Source organism: Rhodococcus sp. IEGM 1381, from assembly GCF_030056795.1.
Lineage (GTDB): Bacteria > Actinomycetota > Actinomycetes > Mycobacteriales > Mycobacteriaceae > Rhodococcoides.
In genome coordinates, this window is record NZ_JASHKQ010000001.1 from 590,311 (window position 1) to 610,931 (window position 20,621).

18 protein-coding genes are annotated in these 20,621 nt (G+C 62.6%); 7 read left to right on the forward strand and 11 right to left on the reverse strand.

What is annotated here, in order from left to right:
• Window positions 1-118: 118 nt before the first annotated feature.
• Window positions 119-808, forward strand: coding sequence for a TetR/AcrR family transcriptional regulator (locus QM797_RS02850; RefSeq protein WP_283273618.1), 690 nt, complete (start codon window positions 119-121; stop codon window positions 806-808).
• A gap of 62 nt (window positions 809-870) precedes the next feature.
• Window positions 871-1,479 (forward strand): YqgE/AlgH family protein, encoded by a 609-nt coding sequence (locus tag QM797_RS02855; protein WP_283273619.1) that lies wholly within the window; start codon window positions 871-873, stop codon window positions 1,477-1,479.
• A gap of 11 nt (window positions 1,480-1,490) precedes the next feature.
• Here QM797_RS02855 and gad read toward each other — a convergent pair whose 3' ends face one another.
• The 4 genes from gad to QM797_RS02875 are packed head-to-tail and all read right to left on the reverse strand — an operon-like array spanning window position 1,491 to window position 5,287.
• Window positions 1,491-2,852, reverse strand: coding sequence for a glutamate decarboxylase (gene gad, locus QM797_RS02860; protein ID WP_283273621.1), 1,362 nt, complete (start codon window positions 2,850-2,852; stop codon window positions 1,491-1,493).
• A gap of 34 nt (window positions 2,853-2,886) precedes the next feature.
• Window positions 2,887-3,888, reverse strand: coding sequence for a bile acid:sodium symporter family protein (locus tag QM797_RS02865; protein ID WP_283273622.1), 1,002 nt, complete (start codon window positions 3,886-3,888; stop codon window positions 2,887-2,889).
• Between the two features lie 9 nt (window positions 3,889-3,897).
• Complete coding sequence (locus QM797_RS02870) at window positions 3,898-4,878, reverse strand: DUF1648 domain-containing protein (protein ID WP_283273623.1); 981 nt, start codon at window positions 4,876-4,878, stop codon at window positions 3,898-3,900.
• Between the two features lie 4 nt (window positions 4,879-4,882).
• Window positions 4,883-5,287, reverse strand: a complete 405-nt coding sequence (locus QM797_RS02875; RefSeq protein WP_283275247.1) for an SdpI family protein — start codon at window positions 5,285-5,287, stop codon at window positions 4,883-4,885.
• A gap of 68 nt (window positions 5,288-5,355) precedes the next feature.
• Between QM797_RS02875 and leuS the strand changes: the two genes are divergently transcribed.
• Together leuS and QM797_RS02885 are read left to right on the forward strand one after the other, a co-directional pair.
• The gene (leuS, locus tag QM797_RS02880) at window positions 5,356-8,178 is read left to right on the forward strand and encodes a leucine--tRNA ligase (protein ID WP_283273624.1); all 2,823 of its coding nucleotides are present in this window, start codon (window positions 5,356-5,358) and stop codon (window positions 8,176-8,178) included.
• A gap of 168 nt (window positions 8,179-8,346) precedes the next feature.
• Window positions 8,347-9,054: a hypothetical protein gene (locus tag QM797_RS02885; RefSeq protein ID WP_283273625.1), complete on the forward strand. Its 708-nt coding sequence runs from the start codon at window positions 8,347-8,349 to the stop codon at window positions 9,052-9,054.
• Between the two features lie 6 nt (window positions 9,055-9,060).
• On the opposite strand, the gene QM797_RS02890 is transcribed toward QM797_RS02885, so the two are convergent.
• Window positions 9,061-9,486, reverse strand: coding sequence for a pyridoxamine 5'-phosphate oxidase family protein (locus tag QM797_RS02890; protein ID WP_283273626.1), 426 nt, complete (start codon window positions 9,484-9,486; stop codon window positions 9,061-9,063).
• A gap of 88 nt (window positions 9,487-9,574) precedes the next feature.
• On the opposite strand from QM797_RS02890, the gene QM797_RS02895 reads away from it, so the two are divergent.
• Window positions 9,575-10,300 carry a molybdopterin-dependent oxidoreductase gene (locus QM797_RS02895; RefSeq protein ID WP_283273627.1) on the forward strand — a complete coding sequence of 242 codons (726 nt, stop codon included), beginning with the start codon at window positions 9,575-9,577 and terminating at the stop codon, window positions 10,298-10,300.
• The gene (locus QM797_RS02900; RefSeq protein ID WP_283273628.1) at window positions 10,284-10,874 is read left to right on the forward strand and encodes a cytochrome b/b6 domain-containing protein; all 591 of its coding nucleotides are present in this window, start codon (window positions 10,284-10,286) and stop codon (window positions 10,872-10,874) included. Before QM797_RS02895 ends, QM797_RS02900 begins: the two co-directional genes overlap by 17 nt.
• A gap of 61 nt (window positions 10,875-10,935) precedes the next feature.
• On the opposite strand, the gene QM797_RS02905 is transcribed toward QM797_RS02900, so the two are convergent.
• Genes QM797_RS02905 through QM797_RS02915 form a run of 3 tightly spaced genes read right to left on the reverse strand, consistent with a single transcriptional unit; the run spans window position 10,936 to window position 15,081 of the window.
• Complete coding sequence (locus tag QM797_RS02905; RefSeq protein ID WP_283275248.1) at window positions 10,936-11,781, reverse strand: PRD domain-containing protein; 846 nt, start codon at window positions 11,779-11,781, stop codon at window positions 10,936-10,938.
• Between the two features lie 20 nt (window positions 11,782-11,801).
• Window positions 11,802-13,211: a glycoside hydrolase family 1 protein gene (locus QM797_RS02910; protein ID WP_283273629.1), complete on the reverse strand. Its 1,410-nt coding sequence runs from the start codon at window positions 13,209-13,211 to the stop codon at window positions 11,802-11,804.
• Window positions 13,212-13,224: 13 nt separating this feature from the next.
• Window positions 13,225-15,081 (reverse strand): beta-glucoside-specific PTS transporter subunit IIABC, encoded by a 1,857-nt coding sequence (locus QM797_RS02915; RefSeq protein WP_283273630.1) that lies wholly within the window; start codon window positions 15,079-15,081, stop codon window positions 13,225-13,227.
• 266 nt (window positions 15,082-15,347) lie between these two features.
• Between QM797_RS02915 and QM797_RS02920 the strand changes: the two genes are divergently transcribed.
• Entirely contained in the window at window positions 15,348-15,497 is a 150-nt protein-coding gene (locus tag QM797_RS02920; RefSeq protein WP_283273631.1) for a hypothetical protein, read from the forward strand.
• 658 nt (window positions 15,498-16,155) lie between these two features.
• Here QM797_RS02920 and QM797_RS02925 read toward each other — a convergent pair.
• From QM797_RS02925 to hglS, 3 genes are read right to left on the reverse strand one after another with little or no spacing between them, the layout of a single operon-like run.
• Window positions 16,156-17,310 (reverse strand): Glu/Leu/Phe/Val family dehydrogenase, encoded by a 1,155-nt coding sequence (locus tag QM797_RS02925; RefSeq protein ID WP_283273633.1) that lies wholly within the window; start codon window positions 17,308-17,310, stop codon window positions 16,156-16,158.
• 28 nt (window positions 17,311-17,338) lie between these two features.
• A complete protein-coding gene (gene amaB / locus QM797_RS02930) occupies window positions 17,339-18,892 on the reverse strand; it encodes an L-piperidine-6-carboxylate dehydrogenase (protein ID WP_283273634.1) in 1,554 nt (517 codons plus the stop codon).
• Window positions 18,889-20,340, reverse strand: coding sequence for a 2-oxoadipate dioxygenase/decarboxylase (gene hglS / locus QM797_RS02935; RefSeq protein ID WP_283273635.1), 1,452 nt, complete (start codon window positions 20,338-20,340; stop codon window positions 18,889-18,891). The genes amaB and hglS overlap by 4 nt, the downstream gene beginning before the upstream one ends.
• Window positions 20,341-20,621: the final 281 nt, after the last annotated feature.

Here is a 20,621-nt window from a genome sequence, read left to right on the forward strand (position 1 = left end):
GATGTGCTCTCTTTCCTGGAAACGAGAGCGGTGCTCTCTGTTGATACGAGTGTGCGCCCCCAACGCGAGAAAAACAAGAGCAGTGCTCTCACAGAAGAGCGGCAGTTACAGTGAGCCCATGGCGAGCACTCCCCGCACCCGAGCCCGCGCGCAGACCCTGGCCGACATCACTCGGATCGGGCGCGATCATCTGGCCGCCGGTGGCGCGGCCGCATTGTCGTTGCGCGCCGTCGCGAGGGATCTCGGCGTCGTGTCCTCCGCGGTGTACCGATACGTCTCGAGCCGGGACGAATTGCTGACCTTGCTGGTGGTCGACGCATACACCGAGCTCGGGGACACCGTCGACGCAGCGGTGGACGCCGCCGAGGGACCCAGAGAGAAGTTCCTGGCACTCGGCCGGACGGTGCGGCAGTGGGGATTGCGAGAGCCGGCACGGTATGCGTTGCTGTTCGGCAGCCCGGTACCCGGCTACCACGCCCCCGCGGAGCAGACCACCGGGCCGGGCACCCGCGTGATCACCGCGCTGGTGCAGGTTCTCGACACTGCCTGGGCGGGCACCCGGCCCGCCGCCCCGACCGATGTGTCGGTACCGGCATCACTGCACGGCAGCTTCGAGGAGATCCGCCGGGAGATGGGAACAGACCTGCCCGACGAGCTGATGGCCCGAGGAGTGATGGTGTGGGCGTCGCTGTTCGGAGCGATCAGCTTCGATGTGTTCGATCAGTACGGGGCCACGACATTCGCCAGCAGGGACGACTTGTTCGAGTATCAGTTGGGATTGTTGACGAAGATCGCGGGCCTCGAGTAGGAGCAGGGACTGGCCGCATCGCTTGTGCCACATCCGGCGGTGCGCGGTGCCACAATGGCTACGTGGCAACGCATGCGGAGGAACCCGAGGACCAGACGGCGTCGGCGTTGCGCGATGTCCGGCCCGGCAGTCTGTTGGTGTCGTCGATCGAGCTCGTCGAGCCCACGTTTCGACGCACTGTCATCTACATCATCGAACACAACGATGCCGGCAGCCTCGGTGTCGTGATCAATCGTCCCAGTGAGACCGCCGTGCAGAACGTACTCCCCGACTGGGCCGATCTGGCAGCCAAGCCGCAGGCGCTGTACGTCGGTGGTCCGGTCAAACGCGATTCGGCACTGTGCCTGGCGACGCTGCGTACCGGGGTCTCGATCGACGGCGTTCCCGGATTGCGCCGCGTCGACGGCCGAGTGGTGATGGTCGATCTCGATTCCGATCCCGCCGATATCGCCCCACTGATCGAGGGTGTGCGTGTGTTCGCCGGCTACTCGGGCTGGACATTCGGGCAACTCGAAGGCGAACTGGACCGTGAGGACTGGATAGTGTTGTCTGCCTTGCCATCCGATGTGATCGGACCGCCACGCGTCGATCTGTGGGCACACGTGTTGCGTCGTCAGCCGATGCCGTTGGCGTTGCTCGCATCCCATCCGATCGACGTCGACCGAAATTAGTGCCGTAGGCACTAGTGAGCGAAAGCCTGCGCGCTCGAGTGTCCCCCTGATTTGAGTCCGGCGATCACTTCATCGATGGCAATGCACAGCATGCGACCCAGATCCGCGCTGAAACCCTCTCGGACAACGACTCTGAGTACCGCAACATCGGTGGCGTTGTCGGGCATCGTGTATGCCGGTACCTGCCAGCCGCGGGCGCGCAGCTCGTGGGAGACGTCGAAGACCGTGAATCCACAGTCTGCCTTCAACATGAACGACAGCACGGGAATCGCCGATCCGTCGGTGATCACCTCGATGTCGGGGTGTTTGTCGAGGTGTCGGCTGACGCGAACGGCGGTGTCGCGCAACGCTTTCATGATGTCGGTGTAGCCGGAGCGGCCCAGACGCAGGAAGTTGTAGTACTGACCGATCACCTGGTTGCCCGGCCTGGAGAAGTTCAGCGTGAAGGTGGGCATGTCACCGCCGAGGTAATTCACGCGGAACACCAGGTCCTCAGGGAGGTCTTCCTTGGTTCGCCAGACGGCGAATCCGATTCCCGGGTAGGTCAATCCGTACTTGTGTCCACTGGCATTGATGGACTTGACCCGAGGCAACCGAAAGTCCCATTCGAGCTCCGGATACAGAAACGGAACGACGAAGCCGCCGCTGGCCGCGTCCACATGGACCGGTACGTCCGGCCCACCGCCGTCGGCGACCTCGTCGAGTGCAGCGCAGATTTCCTGTACCGGTTCGAGTTCTCCGGTGAACGTGGTGCCGAGGATCGCGACGACGCCGATGGTGTTCTCGTCCACCGCGTCGCGAACTTGTTCCGGGGTGATGACGTAGCGACCGCGCTCGACCGGAAGGTACTTGGGCTCCACGTCGAAGTAGCGGCAGAATTTCTCCCACACCACCTGAACATTGCTGCCCAACACCAGGTTCGGAGTGCCGGTGCCGGCTCCTTTGGCTCGCCAGCGCCACTTGAGCGCCAAGCCGGCCAACATGACGGCCTCACTGGATCCGATCGTCGAGACCCCGGTGGCCGACGACGGGTCCTCGCGGTCGAGTCCGGGAGCATGGAACAGATCGGCGACGATGTTGACGCACCGTTCCTCGATGGCAGCGGTGGACGGGTACTCGTCCTTGTCGATCATGTTCTTGTCGAACGTCTCCGCCATGAGCTTCTCGGCCTGGGGGTCCATCCAGGTGGTGACGAACGTCGCCAGATTGAGGCGCGAGCTGCCGTCGAGCATCAGTTCGTCGTGGATGAAGCGGTAGGCCGCGTCGGGATCGAGTTGCTCCTCGGGAAGTCGGAGTGCCGGAACAGGATTGGTGGCGAGCCGGCCGGTGTATGCCGCCGAGACGACACCGTCGGTGCGAAGTTTCCTGCTCATCGTCTTCTCCCCATTGCCTCGAGTGACACCCAATCTAGTCCGCGGCGCTGCCCACCGGGGCCTGTTCCGATTCCGCTCGGCGCGCGAAATGCTGAGCGATCACGGTGCACACCATCAGCTGAATCTGGTGGAAGATCAACAGCGGCAGCACGATCAGTCCGACGGGTTGGCCGACGAACAGCACTGCTGCCATCGGTAGCCCGCTGGCCAGGCTCTTCTTGGATCCGCAGAACAGCAGCACCACCCGATCTTCGAAGGCGAAGCCCAACCACTTGCCTCCGTACCAGGTGATCGTCAGCACCAGGGCGAGCAACACAACGCACACTGCCACGACAACGCCGATGCGCCACGCCGCCACCGAGGACCACACGTGCTGGTTCATCGACTCGCTGAAGGCAGCGAAGACGACCAACAGGATCGAGCCTCGGTCGACGAGCTTCGTCGGCGCGCTGTGCCGGGTCAGCCATCTCGTCACCCATGGCCTGATCAACTGACCGATGGCGAACGGCAGCAACAACTGGACCACGATGTCGAGGATCGAGCCCGGATCGATGCTCACCGATCCGGTGGTGGTCATCAGCGCGATCACCAGCAGCGGGGTGACGAAGACGCCGATGATGTTGGAGAACGACGCACTCACCACGGCACCGGCGACGTTGCCGCGGGCGATGGAGGTGAAGGCAATCGAGGACTGCACCGTCGAGGGAACGAGACAGAGAAACAGCACACCCGTGTATAGGTCGTCGCTGATCAATCCGGGCTCGAGTATCCGTAGGGCCAGCCCCAGCGCGGGGAACAGCAGATATGTCGACGCCAGGATCACCGAGTGCAGCCGCCAATGCTTGAGGCCGTCCCAGGCATCTCGCGGAGACAACCTCGCACCGTAGAGGAGAAACAGCAGCGCAATGGCGATCCGGGTGACCCAGGCCAGCACCTCCTCGGCCGTGCCCGTCGCCGGGAAGAGACTCGCCAGTACCGCCACGGCGAAGATGCTCAGCAAGAAGGGATCCAGCACGGTATCCCGCAACAACTTCACTCGGCCAACTCAATCCACCGTTGCACTACGAGTGCGGGCGGTCAAGGTGTTCAGGGTGCCTGCGATCGTGTCGGCCTGGGCGGAACCGATGGTGAGCCGGTCGCCGTTGGCGAAGGTGACGAAGGCCGCGGGGCCCGCTTCGGTAGCGACGGCGTAGTTTCCGCGCCCCTTGGCTCGCAGACCCCAACCGCCGAAGTCCTTACCCGGATCGACGGTCCGCACCGAGGCACCGGTGATCTCGTCGATGTCGTAGTCGAATGCCGCCATGCCCAGGCTGGACACGTAGAGCCCGTCGCTGTCGATGTGCACGGTGAAGCGCAGCAGCGACAGAGTCAGAATTGTCAGCGGGACGAAGAGAAAGATCGGCCATGGCGAGCTGGTCAGGTAACACGTCAGCGCGGCTCCGGCGAGCGACACCGCGATGACGGTGATCCCGGCGACGCGGCTCGCACCGACCTGGACCACCAGGGGTAGCTCGGGATTGCAGCGCGGGAGATCGGCGTGCGGTGCCGACGTGCCGACGACCCGTTCGCGTTGGTCGCGCAGCCTGGACGCACCGAACAGCCCGGCGGCGAATCCGATGACGGTGCCCATCGCGATGGCCCAGCCCGGGATGGTGACGCTCTGGCCGGACGCGAGGTCCAGCTCCCGCGTCAGGGTCGCGATCTGGAGAACGCCGATCATTCCGACGACGGTGAGTCCGATGACGAGCATCGTTCGGCGCATGATCAGCAACACCCGAGCGAGCGACGCGACGGCGCTGCACCCGCCCCCCACCAGCACGATCACGATCGCGAGCGTCCAGGCGTTGGAGAGTGGATCGGCGAGGTCGTCCGGTTCGGTGCCGCTGAAGTGTGTGGCGACCTGGTCCGGTAGTCGGCCCTGCCACAGGTAGGCCAGGACGAGAACCAGGGCAGCGACAACGAGCGGTCCGAGAACACCGAAGACCACTCCGGCGGGATCGAACGTGCGGGCAGCTCTCGCTTTCATCTGCTCAGCTCGGCTGGCAGGCGTCCTTGAGGCTGCACGAGATGCACGACTGTCCGCATCCGTCCGCCTCGGCGGGCTTGGGGAGGGCCGCTGCGGCGCGTGCCCCGATGGATCCGCCGGCCGCAGCGATGAACAGCGCGGCCACGAGAGCAACGACGACTGCGACGACGGCCGATACTCCGCTCAGAGCAATAGCGGCCACTGCTCCGAGGGCCAGCACCAGTGCCGATGCAGCGGTGGTCGGCCCAGCGACGCGATTGGCGAGAACGAACGTCTCGTCGTCGCGCATGGCCTCGGTGGTGCGCACACCGGCGAAACGGTTACGCGGGAGCCGACCCAGCAGCGACAGGGCAGCGACAGCGACGACGACGAGGGCGAGCACGAACAACACAACCGAGACGATGACCACCTGGCCAGGATACGGCGCAGCGAGGTCCTGGTACCAGGCGGGCCGCGTCACACTTTAGGCTGGTCGACGTGACCGATTCCGTTGACGCATCCACCGAGTCCGTTCCCGAACACCGCTATACCGCGGAGCTCGCCGGGCACATCGAGGAGCAGTGGCAGGACCTGTGGGAGACCCAGGGCACCTTCGACGCGCCCAACCCGGTCGGCACGCTCGCCGGAGACGTCCCGAAAGACAAGCTGTTCGTCCAGGACATGTTCCCCTATCCGTCGGGCAGCGGCCTGCACGTCGGCCATCCCCTCGGTTACATCGCCACCGACGTCTTCGCGCGCTACCACCGCATGCAGGGACGCAATGTGCTGCACGCGCTGGGATACGACGCGTTCGGCCTGCCCGCCGAGCAGTACGCCGTGCAGACGGGCACGCACCCGCGCAGCACCACCGAGGACAACATCGCCAACATGCGACGCCAGTTGCGACGCTTGGGCCTCGGGCACGACCGTCGACGGTCCCTGGCGACGACGGACGTCGACTTCTACCACTGGACGCAGTGGATCTTTCTGCAGATCTTCAACTCGTGGTTCGACGCGGACCTCGGTAAAGCCCGGCCCATCTCGGAACTGGAGGCGGCATTCGCCTCGGGTGAGCGGTCTTTGGACGACGGCCGCTCCTGGGAGTCGCTGACCATCGGCGAGCGCCGTGAGGTGATCGACGGCTTCCGTCTGGTGTACGAGTCCAACTCGATGGTCAACTGGTGCCCTGGCCTGGGTACGGTGCTGGCCAACGAAGAAGTCACCGCCGACGGCCGCAGCGATCGCGGCAACTTCCCGGTCTTCCGGAAGAACCTGCGGCAGTGGATGATGCGCATCACGGCGTACTCGGACCGGCTCGTCGACGACCTCGAGTACCTGGATTGGCCCGAGAAGGTCAAGACCATGCAGCGCAACTGGATCGGACGTTCCCGCGGTGCGCAGGTCTCCTTCTCCGGCGTCGAGGTGTTCACTACTCGCCCCGACACACTGTTCGGCGCGACCTACGTGGTGCTCGCCCCCGAGCACAAGCTGGTCGACGGGCTGATCGCTCCCGAGTGGCCGGCGGATGTCTCCGACAAGTGGACCGGCGGAGCCGGGACCCCCGCGGAAGCCGTTGCGGCATATCGCGCGTCGATCGCCGCCAAGTCCGATCTGGAGCGGCAGGAGAACAAGGAGAAGACCGGCGTCTTCATCGGCGCCTACGCGACGAACCCGGTGAACGGCGAGCAGGTGCCGGTGTTCATCGCCGACTACGTGCTGACGGGCTACGGCACCGGTGCGATCATGGCCGTACCCGGCCACGACGCGCGTGACTGGGAATTTGCAACGGCCTTCGGTCTGCCTGTGCGAGAGGTGATTTCGGGCGGCGACGTCACCGAGGCAGCGTACGTCGGTGACGGCGCGCTGGTGAACTCCGACTTCCTCGACGGTCTGCCGGTCGACGAGGCCAAGGCCGCCGTCATCGCACGCCTGGAAGCGGACGGCACCGGCCGCGGCACCATTCAGTACAAGCTGCGTGACTGGCTCTTCGCGCGTCAGCGCTACTGGGGCGAGCCGTTCCCGATCGTCTGGGATGCCGAGGGCAACCCGCACGGACTGCCGGATTCTGCTCTGCCGGTCGAACTTCCGGAGGTCGAGAACTACGCACCGGTCTCCTTCGACCCGGACGACGCGGGCTCCGAGCCGTCCCCGCCACTGGCCAAGGCGTCCAAATGGGTCAACGTCGAACTGGATCTGGGCGACGGGCTGCAGACCTACACCCGTGATACCAACGTCATGCCGCAGTGGGCCGGTAGTTCCTGGTACCAGCTGCGCTACATCGACCCCACCAACTCCGAGGCCTTCGCGGACCCGGAGAACGAAAAGTACTGGGTCGGGCCACGTCCTGAGATCCACGGACCCAACGATCCGGGCGGGGTCGATCTCTACGTGGGTGGCGTCGAGCATGCGGTGTTGCACCTGCTGTACTCGCGTTTTTGGCACAAGGTGTTGTTCGATCTGGGTCACGTCAGCTCGAGCGAGCCGTACCGTCGCCTGTACAACCAGGGCTACATTCAGGCCTACGCCTACACCGACGTGCGTGGGGTCTACGTGCCCGCGGCCGAGGTGATCGAGCGCGACGGCGGCTACTTCTACCAGGACCAGCCCGTCAACCGTGAGTACGGGAAAATGGGTAAGTCACTGAAGAATTCGGTCTCCCCCGACGAGATCTTCGCCGAGTACGGTGCCGACACCCTGCGTTTCTACGAGATGTCGATGGGCCCGCTGGACACCTCGCGTCCGTGGGCGACGAAGGACGTCGTCGGCGCGCAGCGGTTCTTGCAGCGCGTGTGGCGACTGGTGCTCGACGAGGTGACCGGCGAGGTCCGCGTCACCGATGCCAAGCCCACCGAGGACACGTTGCGAGTGCTCAACCGAGTGATCGACGGTGTGCACGCGGATTACGCTGCGCTGCGCGACAATACGGCCGGTGCCAAGTTGATCGAGCTGACCAACCACATCACCAAGGCCTACCCGGACGGTGCACCGCGTGGAGTGGTGGAACCGCTGATTCTGATGCTCGCTCCCCTGGCTCCGCATCTTTGCGAGGAACTGTGGGGCAAGCTGGGTCACGAAAAGTCGTTGGCGCACGGGCCATTCCCGCGCGTGGAGAAGAAGTGGCTCGTCGCCGATACCGTCGACTATCCCATCCAGGTCAACGGCAAGGTGCGCAGCCGCATCACCGTCTCGGCCGATGCGACGAAGGACGACGTCGAGAAGACGGCTCTGGCGGACGAGAAAATCGTGGCCCTGCTCGACGGCAAGGCCCCGACCAAGATCATCGTGATCCCGGGTCGAATGGTGAACATCGTCCTGAAGTAGCCCCCGCCGAACTCGAAGTTATGGATGAAAATCTGGCGATTTCCGTCCATAACTTCGAGTTCGTTGCTGCACGGGACGAGAACGTAACACTAGGTTTCGTTTTGAGGAGATGTGTGGTGGACTCGGTACGAGTCGACAGGCGCACCATTTCGTTCAACGGAGGCACGAATGTCTACCCTTTCGCAATCTGTCCCGTCCAGAGTGCCGAGTACTGCGTCGATTGTCGTCCTGGCTGTGGGGTGCCTGATTGCCCTTCCTCTGAAGTACGCCGGGACTGCCTACTTCGTCGAACTGAGCACCGGGTCCGTCACTGTCGACGAGGTGACGCAGGCCAACGTCCTGCTTGCCGTTGGCGATACCGTTCCATTGTTCGCACTGGCGGTTTTCGTAGTGCTGCAACCGGTGTCGGCTGTGCGTCGGGCGCTCGGAGTCCTCGCGCTGGCAGCCATGATCCTCCTCGACTTCACTACGGTCCTGGGGGCCTTGACCCTCGGCCTGGAGGATCCGCTCCTATTCGGTGGTGTAATGGCCACGATTCTGATGGCGACGTCGTCGTGGGCATGGATTCTCGCACGTCGACGCTCGCTGCTTACACTGATATTGATTCCTGTCACGGCGGCCATGGGGTTCTTTTTTCACTACTCGATGTTTGCGTCGTTGATCTACAGCCCGAACGTAGCGCCGATCGCGGCGCAGATCATCTCTCAATTACTTTTGCTGTTGTCGGTGGTGGCGGTGGTCTGGCTCGCCGTCGGCATGGACGCTTTGGTCTCGTCCCCAACCACGCCACCGGTCACTCCGTCGAACAATCAGCAGCCTGTTGGGTACACCTCGGACGGCCGACCGGTCTTCGATTACAAGCCGAACTCGCGGTAAACCACGTCAGATCGCACCCAAATCGGCCGACAGCCAATGCTCCGGTTGCAGGTAGAACACAACGCTCTCCTCGTGTTCGCTGTTCGCCATCTCGAGGTAGCCGTCGACCTTCTCCGGGGGCAGGTAGCGCGCTGCCATGGCGCGCAGCATGTCGGGGGTGCATGGCTCTTCATGAGTGACCGGCCCGTCGACGGACACGTATTTGATCGTCGGATTCGACTGCTCGACCATGAGGGTGAATCGACCTGCAGCCCTGATCAATTGGGCCTTCTTCGACGTGACGCCGGTGAGGACCCACGCTTGACCGCCCGGGGTGTAGTCGTACCAGATGGGGACGGTGAGCGGCCCCCGATCCGGTCCAGCAGCGACGGACAATGCGGCGACCCGAGATTCGGCCAGAAATTCTTCGCGTTCTGCCTTCGACAGTGCCATGTGTCCACGGTAGGACTTCCGGCGTCGAACATCCAGACTTCGAGCATCGCCAGGTGACGGATCGGCGTCGAGTGTGGACAGTGGAGGGATGCCGATCGACGAACGAGAGATTCCCGGGAGTCCCGTGGGTCGCCGGGTCGTGCTCGGCCTGCTGGCAGCGGGTGCCGCGGGCATCGTGGGCGGCGGGGCACTGCAGAAGGGGTTGGCGTCCGTACTCGGGCCGATCGGAAACCGCGACCCGACTGGTCTTATCGGGCTGATTCCCGTCGGGAACAATTTTCGGTTCTACTCGGTGACGCAGGGCGCGCCCCGCAAGGACGAGAGCTCCTACGCCTTGACGGTGGGCGGGTCGGTCGACAACGCGCGCGCCTTCACTCTGCAGGACCTGCGCTCGATGCCGCAGACGTCGTTGGTTCGTGACTTCCAGTGCGTCACCGGCTGGCGGGTGCCCGAAGTGCCCTGGAGCGGAGTGCGATTGGCGGACATCCTCGATGCCGTCGGACCAACCGCGTCTGCGACTTCGATGCGCTTCACCTCGTTCGACGGCACGTACACCGAGAGTCTGACGCTCGAGCAGGCGCGTAGCGACGACGTCCTGGTTGCGCTGACCATGTTGGACGGTGCGGTGACGCACGATCACGGTGGGCCGGTTCGGCTGTTCGTGGCCTCGATGTACGGCTACAAGAGCATCAAGTGGCTCGGCGGAATCGAGCTCACGGACAACGTGGTTCCCGGATATTGGGAGAATCGTGGATACGACATCGACGCGTACGTCGGCGAATCGAACGGGCGTCGCGATGACCCCACGAGCTGACGACCGCGACCGGTTCGGCCGGGTCGAACGATACGTGCACTGGGCAGTCGGGGCCTTGGTGATCGTCTGCATGGTGACCGCGGCAATTTTGTACATCGGGTCGCTCGCGGTGATTGTCGGCAATCGCCCGGTCGTCGAGTTCGTGCACGTGTGGTCGGGCTTTCTGCTGCCGATTCCGTTGCTCGTCGGCGCGGTGTCGAGGGGCTATCGACTCGATCTGGGACGACTCAACCGATTCGTCGCCGACGACTGGAAGTGGTTGCGCTCCAAGGCTCGTCGCATCGGTGCGATTGGCGTCGGCAAGTTCAATGCCGGTCAGAAACTCAACGGCGCGCTCAGCGGCGGATCGATTCTGGTGCTACTGCTGACCGGTGCGGTGATGTATTTCCAGACCTGGAGCCCGCTGAACTGGCGTATCGGCGCGACCTTCGTACACGATTGGTTCGCACTGGGATTCGGCCTTCTGGTGGTCGGTCACATCACGTATGCGTGGCGGGACACCGAGGCGATGCGAGGCATGACGGAGGGTGTCGTGACACGCGACTGGGCGGACCGTGAACACCCGGAGTGGTGAAGGTTTGTCGTGATCCGGGGTCCCGAGCGATCCATTCGGTCGAACGGCAAACACACGCAGGCTACGGCACTCGAACCTCGTCCACCATGCGCGCGATGTGCAGAGTCAGGTAGGTCACCTCGTCGTCCGTGAGCGGAGTACCGAGTCGAAGTTCCAACACTGCCTGCAGTTTCACCGCGGTTGCGTGCGCGTCCGGGTACACGTTTCGGATTGCATCGCGCAGTTTGCCCGACCGCTCGTCCAGTTGCTTTCCCGTGCTCGCGCGGACGAAGAAGTACCGCAGGTGCGTGATGAATCGCGCCGCGTTGACAGAATCGCGATCGAATTCGCGGTTGTACTCGGCACCCATGATGTCGAAGAGCTGTGTGAAGACGCCGGTCATCTGATATGTGTACGAGAGGTCGCCGCTCGCGAAGCCGGCGTTCACCAGGTGCAGTGCAACGGCGACCGCCTCGTCCATGTTCAGCGGAGTACTGAGTTGCGTGTTGATGTAGGTCAGTACTTTCGTTGCCGCGGCGTATTCGTCCGGATACAGATGTACCACCTCGCCTCTCAGCGGGTAGGTCATCGGAATGGCGTTCTCGCTGCGCACGATCGCGAAGCTGAGATGGTCGGCCAGCGCGATCACCGTCGTCGACCCCAACACGATGCCCAGTTCGTCGCGGGCGATGTCGAGTGCTCGGTCTGCCAGCACCAGATGCTCTGGTGGAACGGCGGCGACGAGCGACCCGAAGTTGTCGGGGTCGCGTCCATCCTCGGGGACGAAGACCTTCACAACGCGGCTTTCGTCGACGGGCTGACCGGGCTTGGCCTGGAACCCCAGCCCGCGCCCGGTCACGATCACCTCGCCCCCGTGGTCTGCGCGCGCGAGAACGACGTTGTTGTTGAAGACCCGCAGGATCTCCATCACGCCTCCCGTCGGTGACATCAGGTCAACGCAGCACCGTTGCTGCGGATGACATCTCGATACCAGAAGAAAGACTTCTTCCGATAGCGTTCCAGCGAACCCGAACCATCGTCGTTCCGATCGACGTAGACGAAACCGTACCGTTTGCTCAGCTGGGCAGTGGAGGCACTGACGAGGTCGATACAACCCCACGACGTGTAGCCCAGAACGTCGACACCGTCGGCCAACGCCTCGTTCACCTGCAGCAAGTGTTTGCGCAAGTAGTCGATACGGTAGCCGTCCTCCACAGTGCGAACACCGTCGATCTCCACGAGTCGGTCTTTGGCGCCGAGACCGTTTTCGACGATGAAGAGTGGCTTCTGCCAGCGTTCCCAGTAGTCGTTCATGACAACGCGCAAGCCCTGCGGATCGATCTGCCAGCCCCACTCGGACGCCTCGAGTGTCGGATTGGTGACGCCACCGAAGATGTTGCCCGCGCCGGTGACTCGCGACGAGTCGGCCGTCTCGCACAGGCTCATGTAATAGCTGAAGGAGACGAAGTCGACGGTATTCTTCAGGTCCTCACGGTCCTGCTCGGTGATGTCGAGTTCGATTTCATTGTCTCGGAAGTAGCGCAGGAGGTAGCCCGGATACTCACCGCGGCAATGAATGTCACCGAAGGCGTAGCTCCGGTGCTGCGCTTTCATGGTGGCCACGACGTCGTCGGGGTTCGGAGTCAACGGGTATATCGGCAGTGCGAGGATCATGCACCCGATGCGTGCGTTCGGCATGATCTCACGGGCCAACCGGGTCACCCGAGCAGATGCGACCAGCTCGTGGTGGACCGCCTGGTACAAATTCTGCTGCGTCAGTTCGGCTTTCGGTGTAGCGATGCCGCCGGACAGAAATGGCTCGTGCAGAACGGAGTTGATCTCGTTGAATGTCAGCCAATACTTGACCCGGGAGCCGAATCGGTCGAACAGGACGCGGCAGTAGTTCTCGTAGAACCCGATCATCTTCCGATTGCTCCACCCGTCGTACCGGCGCGCGAGGTGCAGGGGCGTTTCGTAATGGCTGATCGTGATCATGGGTTCGATACCGTGTTTGTCGAGCTCGTCGAGCACTCGGTCGTAGAACTTCAGGCCCTCCTCGTTGGGCTCGTCCTCGTTGCCCATCGGGAAGATTCTGCTCCAGGCAACCGAGAATCGGAAGACTGTGAAACCCATTTCTGCAAACAGGGCGATGTCCTCGACGTATCGGTTGTAGAAATCGATGGCATGCAGTTTGAGATTGTCTTCGGTCGGCGTCCCGGATGGGGGTGTTGTGATGCCGTGCGGCATCACATCCTGAATGGACAGTCCCTTGCCGCCCTCGTCGTACGCGCCCTCGATCTGATTGGCGGCCGTGGCGCCGCCCCAGAGGAATCCGTCGGGAAAGTAGTTGTTCGTCATGGTGTTTTCCTCTTCAGACCGTGATTGCGATCGCAGGGGAACCGTGTACGACGGTTCCCGTCCCGATGGTTTCGATGGATGCCAGTTGCTTCGAGTTGGTGACCACCACGAGCGTCATGGGATCGAATCCGGCCTGCTGCACCGCCGCGATATCGAACTCCGCGATGACGTCTCCAGCGGTGACCGCGTCGCCGCGGGCGACTCGGGGCGTGAATCCCGCACCGTTCATCCGGACGGTGTCGATTCCGATGTGTACCAGAACCTCCACGCCCTCAGCGGATTTGATGCCATACGCGTGCCCGGTCTTCATCACGGTCACCACGGTGCCCGAAATAGGGGCGCGTACAACGCCTTCGCTGGGGATGACGCCGAACCCCTGTCCAAGAATGCCGGCGGAGAACACTCGGTCGGGGACCTCGGCGAGCGTGACTATCGTGCCGTCGACGGGCGAGACGACGTCCACCGAGCCTACTGCGACGGTTGCGTCGATCACTTCCTGTGCCTTCTCGCGATCGACGAAGAAATAGGTCAGCGTGAACGCGACGGAGATCGCGACGACCACACCGATGACTTGCAACGCGAAGCTGCCGACCGTGGTGAAGGCAGAGAGGGCGAGCAGAGACGGAAAGACGAACGTGGTGGCCGCGCTACCTCCTGTCGACGCGATTGCCCCACCGATGGCTCCACCGGCGATTCCGAAGAAGAACGGCTTCTTGAGCGGCAGGTTGACGCCGTAGATTGCCGGTTCCGTCACCCCTGCAACGAATCCGGAGATTGCGGCCGGACCGGCGACGCCGCGTCGCATGGCATTGCGGGTGCGGAAGAAGACGGCCAGTGTTGCGGCGGCCTGGGCGAGAACTGCGCTGATCAGCGGTCCCATGAGAACGGAGTTGCCGGTGACTGCAATGTCGTTGAGCATGGTGGGCACGATTCCCCAGTGCAGGCCGAACAGGACGAATACCTGCCATAGGCCGCCCATTATGGCTCCGGCGAGCCAGGGAGCGAACGCGAAGACGTTGACGATGCCCGTGGAGAGCGCGTTGGCGAGGAACGACGTGACCGGGCCGACGGTGAGGAGGACGAGCGGAACCATGACGATGATCGAAATCATGGGCGTTGCGAAGTTGCGGAACATTGTGGGAATGAACCGCATCAGTACCGTCTCGAACCGCGACTGGATCAATACGGCCACGATGATCGGAATCACCGAGCCCGTGTAGTTGAACATCGCCACCGGAATCGAGAAGAACTGCACCGGAGCATCCGACGCGCTGAGTTCCACGATGGACGGATAGACCAGCGCCCCGGCGATCACCATAGCGGTGAACTTGTTGGCACCGAACCGATTCGCGGCCGTGTAGCCCAGGAAGATCGGGAGGAAGTAGAAGACCGAGTCGGCAGCGGCGGCCAGGATGACGTAGGTCTGTGTAGTGCTGTCCAGCCAGCCGAATTGAAGGGCAAGGCTCAGTAGTGCTTTGAGCAGACCTGCGCCGGCCAGCGGCCAGACGATCGGCTGGAAGATCGAGGACACCACCTCGATGAACCCGTTGAGCAGACGCTTCGGCGACCACATCGAGCCGTCGGCAACTATGGCCGTTCGCTCGACGGGCGAATCGGTCGCGGTCAGCCGGGTGATCTCGGCGTGCACGGTCGGCACTTCGTCGCCAATCACGACCTGGTACTGGCCGCCCGACTTCATCACTGCCAGAACACCGGGGATGGATTTGATCGCGTCGGTGTCCGCCTTTCCGGTATCGCGCAGTTTGAAGCGAAGTCGGGTCGCGCAGTGGATGACCGAGTCGACATTGCCTGGGCCACCCACCCCCTCGAGAATGCCCGTTGCGAGCGACCGATGGTCGACGATTGCCATGCTGATCCTTGTCGTAGTCCCGTACCAGGGCACAAAAAAAGACCCGAGCCGCACGCATCGAAAGCGTGTAGCTCAGGTCTTGCCTCGTGACCGAGTAACAATCCTGGTGAAGCTGTGATGTAGGACACTAGCTGTTCGAGTGTCCGGGTACAAGTACCTCGTCGAGCCGCCGCCCAACTCGACGTTATGGACGGATAGCGGGCTGATGTCGTCCCTGGCTTCGAGTTCGTTGCCACCGGGGGCAGGAAGGTAACGATAGGTGGCTGTTGCTACTCGGAGAAGAAGGCCATGTGCGGGCGGGAGTGAGCGAGCAGGCGACGATGATGCTTGCGTTGATCGACGGCCTGCATCTGACGCTACTCACGGTGCCGGGCGACCGTATGGTCTATCTGGACTGCGACATCAGGCGTCCGTGAGTTCGACCCCGGTGACGCTGTGCACACGTGATCGCCGGTGCCGCGGGGTGCCAACTGCTGCAATACCATTCGCCCGTCACCGGAAACGTCGACGAGCGCGAGATCGGTGATGATGCGTTCACGACACCCTCCCCGGTGAGCGGAAGCGTGCACGTGTCGAGGATCTTCGGATTGCCGTCGCGGTCGCTGCTCCACGACGACGATGGCCCGCCGGGCGCGCCGTGGACGAGGTTCATCGCCGCCCATGCCGTTGACCATCCTGCCGGGCAGCGTGGTTCGCTACGTCCGAGGTCTTGGACACCTTCACAATTGGGTTGTTCAAGACGGAGGCGGTATACGAGAGAAGCCCGTTCCTGAACGGCCCGATGAAGACCATCGACGATGTCGAGGTCGCCACGATGGGATGGGTCGGCTGGTTCAATCCACGCCGACTCCACAGCACCCTCGACTACTCCCCACCAGGCGAACTCAGGAGTTCTACTCCTGTCAAGAATCGGCACTCCGCCCGGAGATGGTGCGAGCGTACGAGCGGCAAGAAATCCGGGACGGTTCAGGTAGCAGGCAGCTGCGAATACAGCCAAGGTTCGTCGCTGACTGCTGTTTGCCTTCTCTGGGTTGGGCAGGTGTGCATGTTGCAGACGGGCTGATTGAGAGAGGTCTACGTGCGCTCGGTGTGTTTCGGTAGTCTGCCGCGCAGTCTCATTGCTTCGCGGACACGATGCTGTGCCGTGGTTCGGGCCACGTGATGTGTTGTCTGCGAGTGGGCGGTCGATGCTTCGAGTGTTTCGATGGTGCTGGCGCGGAGCTTGGTGGAGATCGACTCGAACACGGCGGCTGTTGCTGGTCGAATTCCGGAGTATCGGGCGTCCATCGCTACGGCGGCGGCGACGACACCGCCGGCGTTGGCGATGAAGTCGGGTACAACGGTGATACCTCGCTCGAACAGCACTTGTTGCGCTTGCGGGCTGCTCGGCAGGTTCGCGCCTTCGACCACGATCTTCGCCGGTAGTGTCGCGGCCAGGTCGGCGTCGATGACGTCCTGCAGTGCGGCTGGAATGAGAATGTCCGCAGAAATGGTCAGCTCTTCCTGGGGGGCGAGTGGTTTCGCTGCAGAGTTGTAGTGTGTGACCAGCTCGTCGCCGAGATGGTCACGCAGTTCGAGTAGTTCGGCGACGTTGAGGCCGTCAGGATTGTGTAGTCCACCGCGGGAGGTCGACACGGCGACCACGTTGGCACCGAGTTGCGTGAGGCGTCTGGCTGTTGCGGCGCCGACTGCGCCGAATCCTTGTATCGAGACGCTGAGCGTTTTGATGTCGAGCCCAAGTGCTTGCGCTGCGGCGTCGGCTGATTCGGCGACTCCGTGGCCGGTGACACCGAGTTGGTCGTAGGGGAGCCCACCTAATGCGTGTGGTGTGCCGACCGCACCGCCTCTGCCGCCGACTTCGTCGAGCATGATTGCCGCATCGTCTTCGGTCAGACCGACGTCCAAGCCGAATACGTACTCCTCGGGGACCTCGTTGCGCAGTGCACGAACGAAGGATCGCAGTACCGCTTCTTTCGAGGTTGCATTCGGGTCGGCACAGATACCGGCCTTGGCGCCGCCGTAGAAGAGGTCGACTCCGGCCCACTTCCATGTCATGTTGCGTGCCAGACGAGCAACTTCGTCGACGCTGACGGTGGTGGACATGCGTGTGCCGCCCTTACCCATCCCGCGCGCAGTGTTGTCGATTACCAGTACTCCGCGCATGCCGGTGCGTGAATCAGAGACGCATACGATTTTCTCTGGGCCCCACTCATCGATCAGATCGAACATCGTTGTTCTCCTTGTAATTCGAAGATGGTCACGCGAAGCTGACGCCTTGAGCTAAGGGAAGCTCACGGGAGTAGTTGATGGTGTTGGTGGCGCGGCGCATATATGCGCGCCAGGCGTCCGAGCCGGACTCACGTCCGCCGCCGGTCGTCTTCTCGCCGCCGAAGGCTCCGCCGATCTCGGCTCCGGAGGTTCCGATGTTGACGTTGATGATGCCGCAGTCCGATCCGTCGGCGGCGATGAATTGCTCGGCTTCTCGCTGATCGGTAGTGAAGATCGACGACGACAATCCTTGGGGCACGTCATTGTGCAGTGCGACAGCCTCTTCGAACGTGTCGTATGTCAGGACGTAAAGGATCGGTGCAAAAGTTTCTTCCTTCACGATCTCGCTCTGGCCGGGCATCTTTACGATGGCCGGCTCGACGTAGTAGCTGTCTTCGTTACTGTCGCGGCGGACACCGCCGACGAGAATTCTGCCGCCTTGCTCGACAGCTTTGCCCAGTGCAGCCGCCATGTTTGCGTGTGACTTGCTGTCGATCAGAGGCCCGACCAGGATTCCGTCGGTGAATGGGTCGCCGATAGGCAGTCGCCCGTATACCTGGGTGAGTCGATCGATGAGTTCGTCGGCGACGTCGGTGTGCACGATGACGCGGCGCATGCTGGTGCACCGCTGGCCGGCGGTGCCCGCGGCAGCGAACACGATGCCGCGGGTGGCGATGTCGAGGTCGGCGGAAGGTGTGACCACTGCCGCGTTGTTACCGCCGAGTTCGAGGATGGCGCGGCCGAACCGGGCAGCGACCCGTGGTGCGATCTGCTCGCCCATACGCTCGGAGCCGGTGGCGCTGATCAGAGGAACTTTGGGGCTGTCGATGAGGGCCTGTGTGTCGGCAGCGCTCGCGGACACGAGGACGTTCAGGTTGGCCGGGGCTCCGGATTCGGAGGCTGCGCGATCGAACAGGGCGCTGCACGCCGCGGCCGTGAGCGTAGTGAGCTGTGCGGGCTTCCAGACAACGGTGTCGCCGGCAACGATGGCAATTGCGGTGTTCCAGGACCAGACAGCTGCCGGGAAGTTGAATGCCGACACGACACCGACCACACCGAGTGGATGCCACGTCTCCTGCAACCGGTGGCCCGGGCGCTCCGATGGCATGGTCCGCCCATCGAGCTGACGAGACAGTCCTACAGCGAAGTCGCAGATGTCGATCATTTCCTGCACCTCTCCGAGCGCTTCGGAGCGGATCTTGCCTACCTCGATACTGATGAGGTCTGCGACGTCTTCTTTGTGCTCGGTCAGTAATTCGCCGAGACGCTTGATCAGAAAGCCGCGGACCGGCGCCGGGACGGTTCGCCACCGCAGGAACGCCTCGTGCGCGTCGTCGATTGCCTTCTCGACGTCGGCAGCGTCGGCAGCTGGATAGTCGAAGAGGGCCTCGCCCGTGATCGGTGTTCGGGTGGTGATCGAAGTCTTGACAGTGGCGTCGAGGATAGTCAAGTCGACCCCGCATCGTTGCAAGCTGCTGCGCGCCGAATCGCGCAACTGATCTGTAGTCGGCAGAGCTATCGAGGTGGACAGTGAGGCGCTCATCGGTTTGACTCCTGGGGGGTTGTCGATGGGGTTGGTTCGATCGGCCAAGCGAGGCCTAAGTGTTCGGCTGCTGCGGTAAGCGATGCGCGCCTGATTTCTGAGTAGAGCTCGTACGGGTCGTGAACTGTGCGGCCGAGCACTCCGGCCATCCAGTCGGCATTGATCTGATCGGTACTCGTCTGGGTAAGATCCCTGCGACCTTCCGAGGTCAGATTGGACTGAAAGATCCCCGCAGCGGACTTCGGTAAAAAGTCTTCGTAGACAATGGGATCAGGGCGAAGCCACCCCTGCGCGATCATACCGCTGAGCGAGGCGCTCGGCACGGATCCGTCGGCACGTCTGTCTGTCGGTGTGAAAGTGAAGTAGGCCAAATCATCAAGCGCCAGAACATATTCGGTGGCCGGGACGTTCTTGTTCCACAACGCCGCTGCGATGGTCGTTCGGTCCGACGCCGTGACCGGTCCGTGCACTGCTGCTTCGCGTACGGCCTGTTCTATGTCACCGGTGAGCCGGTCGTAGACGCCTCTACCGCGGGGTGTTGCTGCGATTCCGCGGGCTTCGACTTCACCGAAGCGCACTCGCAGAGAGCCCTTCACGACAGTGCCGTCCGACTCGCGGAACACTCTGGGCTCGGCCAACGCGCGGAACGAAGTTTGGCGGAGCAGAAGATCGGGTCCGTTCCATCGGGGAGGTCCCTGGATAGTTTCGATCATCTCGATCCCCCGGCGTTGCATCTGCTCGTACAGCGAATCGATGTCGAGTACACGAGGGGTCAGATGATTGATGTGGGTACTTGTCACGCCTCCGATATCTGCGGCCACTGATGAGACCTGTTCGAGTTCGCGGTACCAGGCTCGATCGACGGCAGCAGGCGAAAGCTCGAATGCACTCGTCGCCAGCCGCAAGAAGGTTTCGGAATCCTTCTCGTCCAGTCCTCCGTATGTTTCGGCGCGATCTGCTAAGACGAGTAGCTCTGGCTCGAACAACCGGCGTCGTCCCAGAAAGTTGTCGAGACGCTGTTGAAGATCGGCAGAGAAGAACCGGCGATCGGAGGGTACGAGCATCGAGGTGAATACCCGGAAAGGGTTGCGTGCAAGTTCTTCCGCTTCAATCGGACGGAAGGCAGTCGACACGACCGGAACAGAAGATGAAGACGCCTCACGTAGATCGTAGAAGCCCACGGGATGCATACCCATTCCGCCGAATATCCGTGCAACCTGTGCAAGCTCGTCAGGGGTGCCAACCCGGATGGCTCCGTGACGCTCAGCGGTGACCCGCGCAGCAGATCCGAGGCGTTCGCCGACGACTCCTTGGTTAGTCAACACTTTCTTGTTGACTGCGTTGGCGACCTCGAGCATTGATGCGTACGCAGGCACTTCGTGTCCGTACAAGTCGGACAGACGCCGCGCAAACTCCGCCCGCAGTTCCCATTGCTGAATAATTGGCATGACTTGCGGCTCCAGGATTCGATTCGCGGGTCGGCAGGACAAATGAATTTCAATAAGTTCTTTTCGAAAGACAGACGCACTATCCACAGGTTGCGATGCGTGCAGTAGTCTTGGATATCCTGCAATCTTGACTGATTGAGCTGTTCGGCGCCAGCGCGGAAAACTTACAGCCTCTTTAACTAATGCTGTGGGATACGTCAGAAATAGTCTTGACTTTTACCCGTGCCGCAAACCCCGCATGGGCTCGGATTCCTATGATGCGTTTGAGCGGACGGTGCATC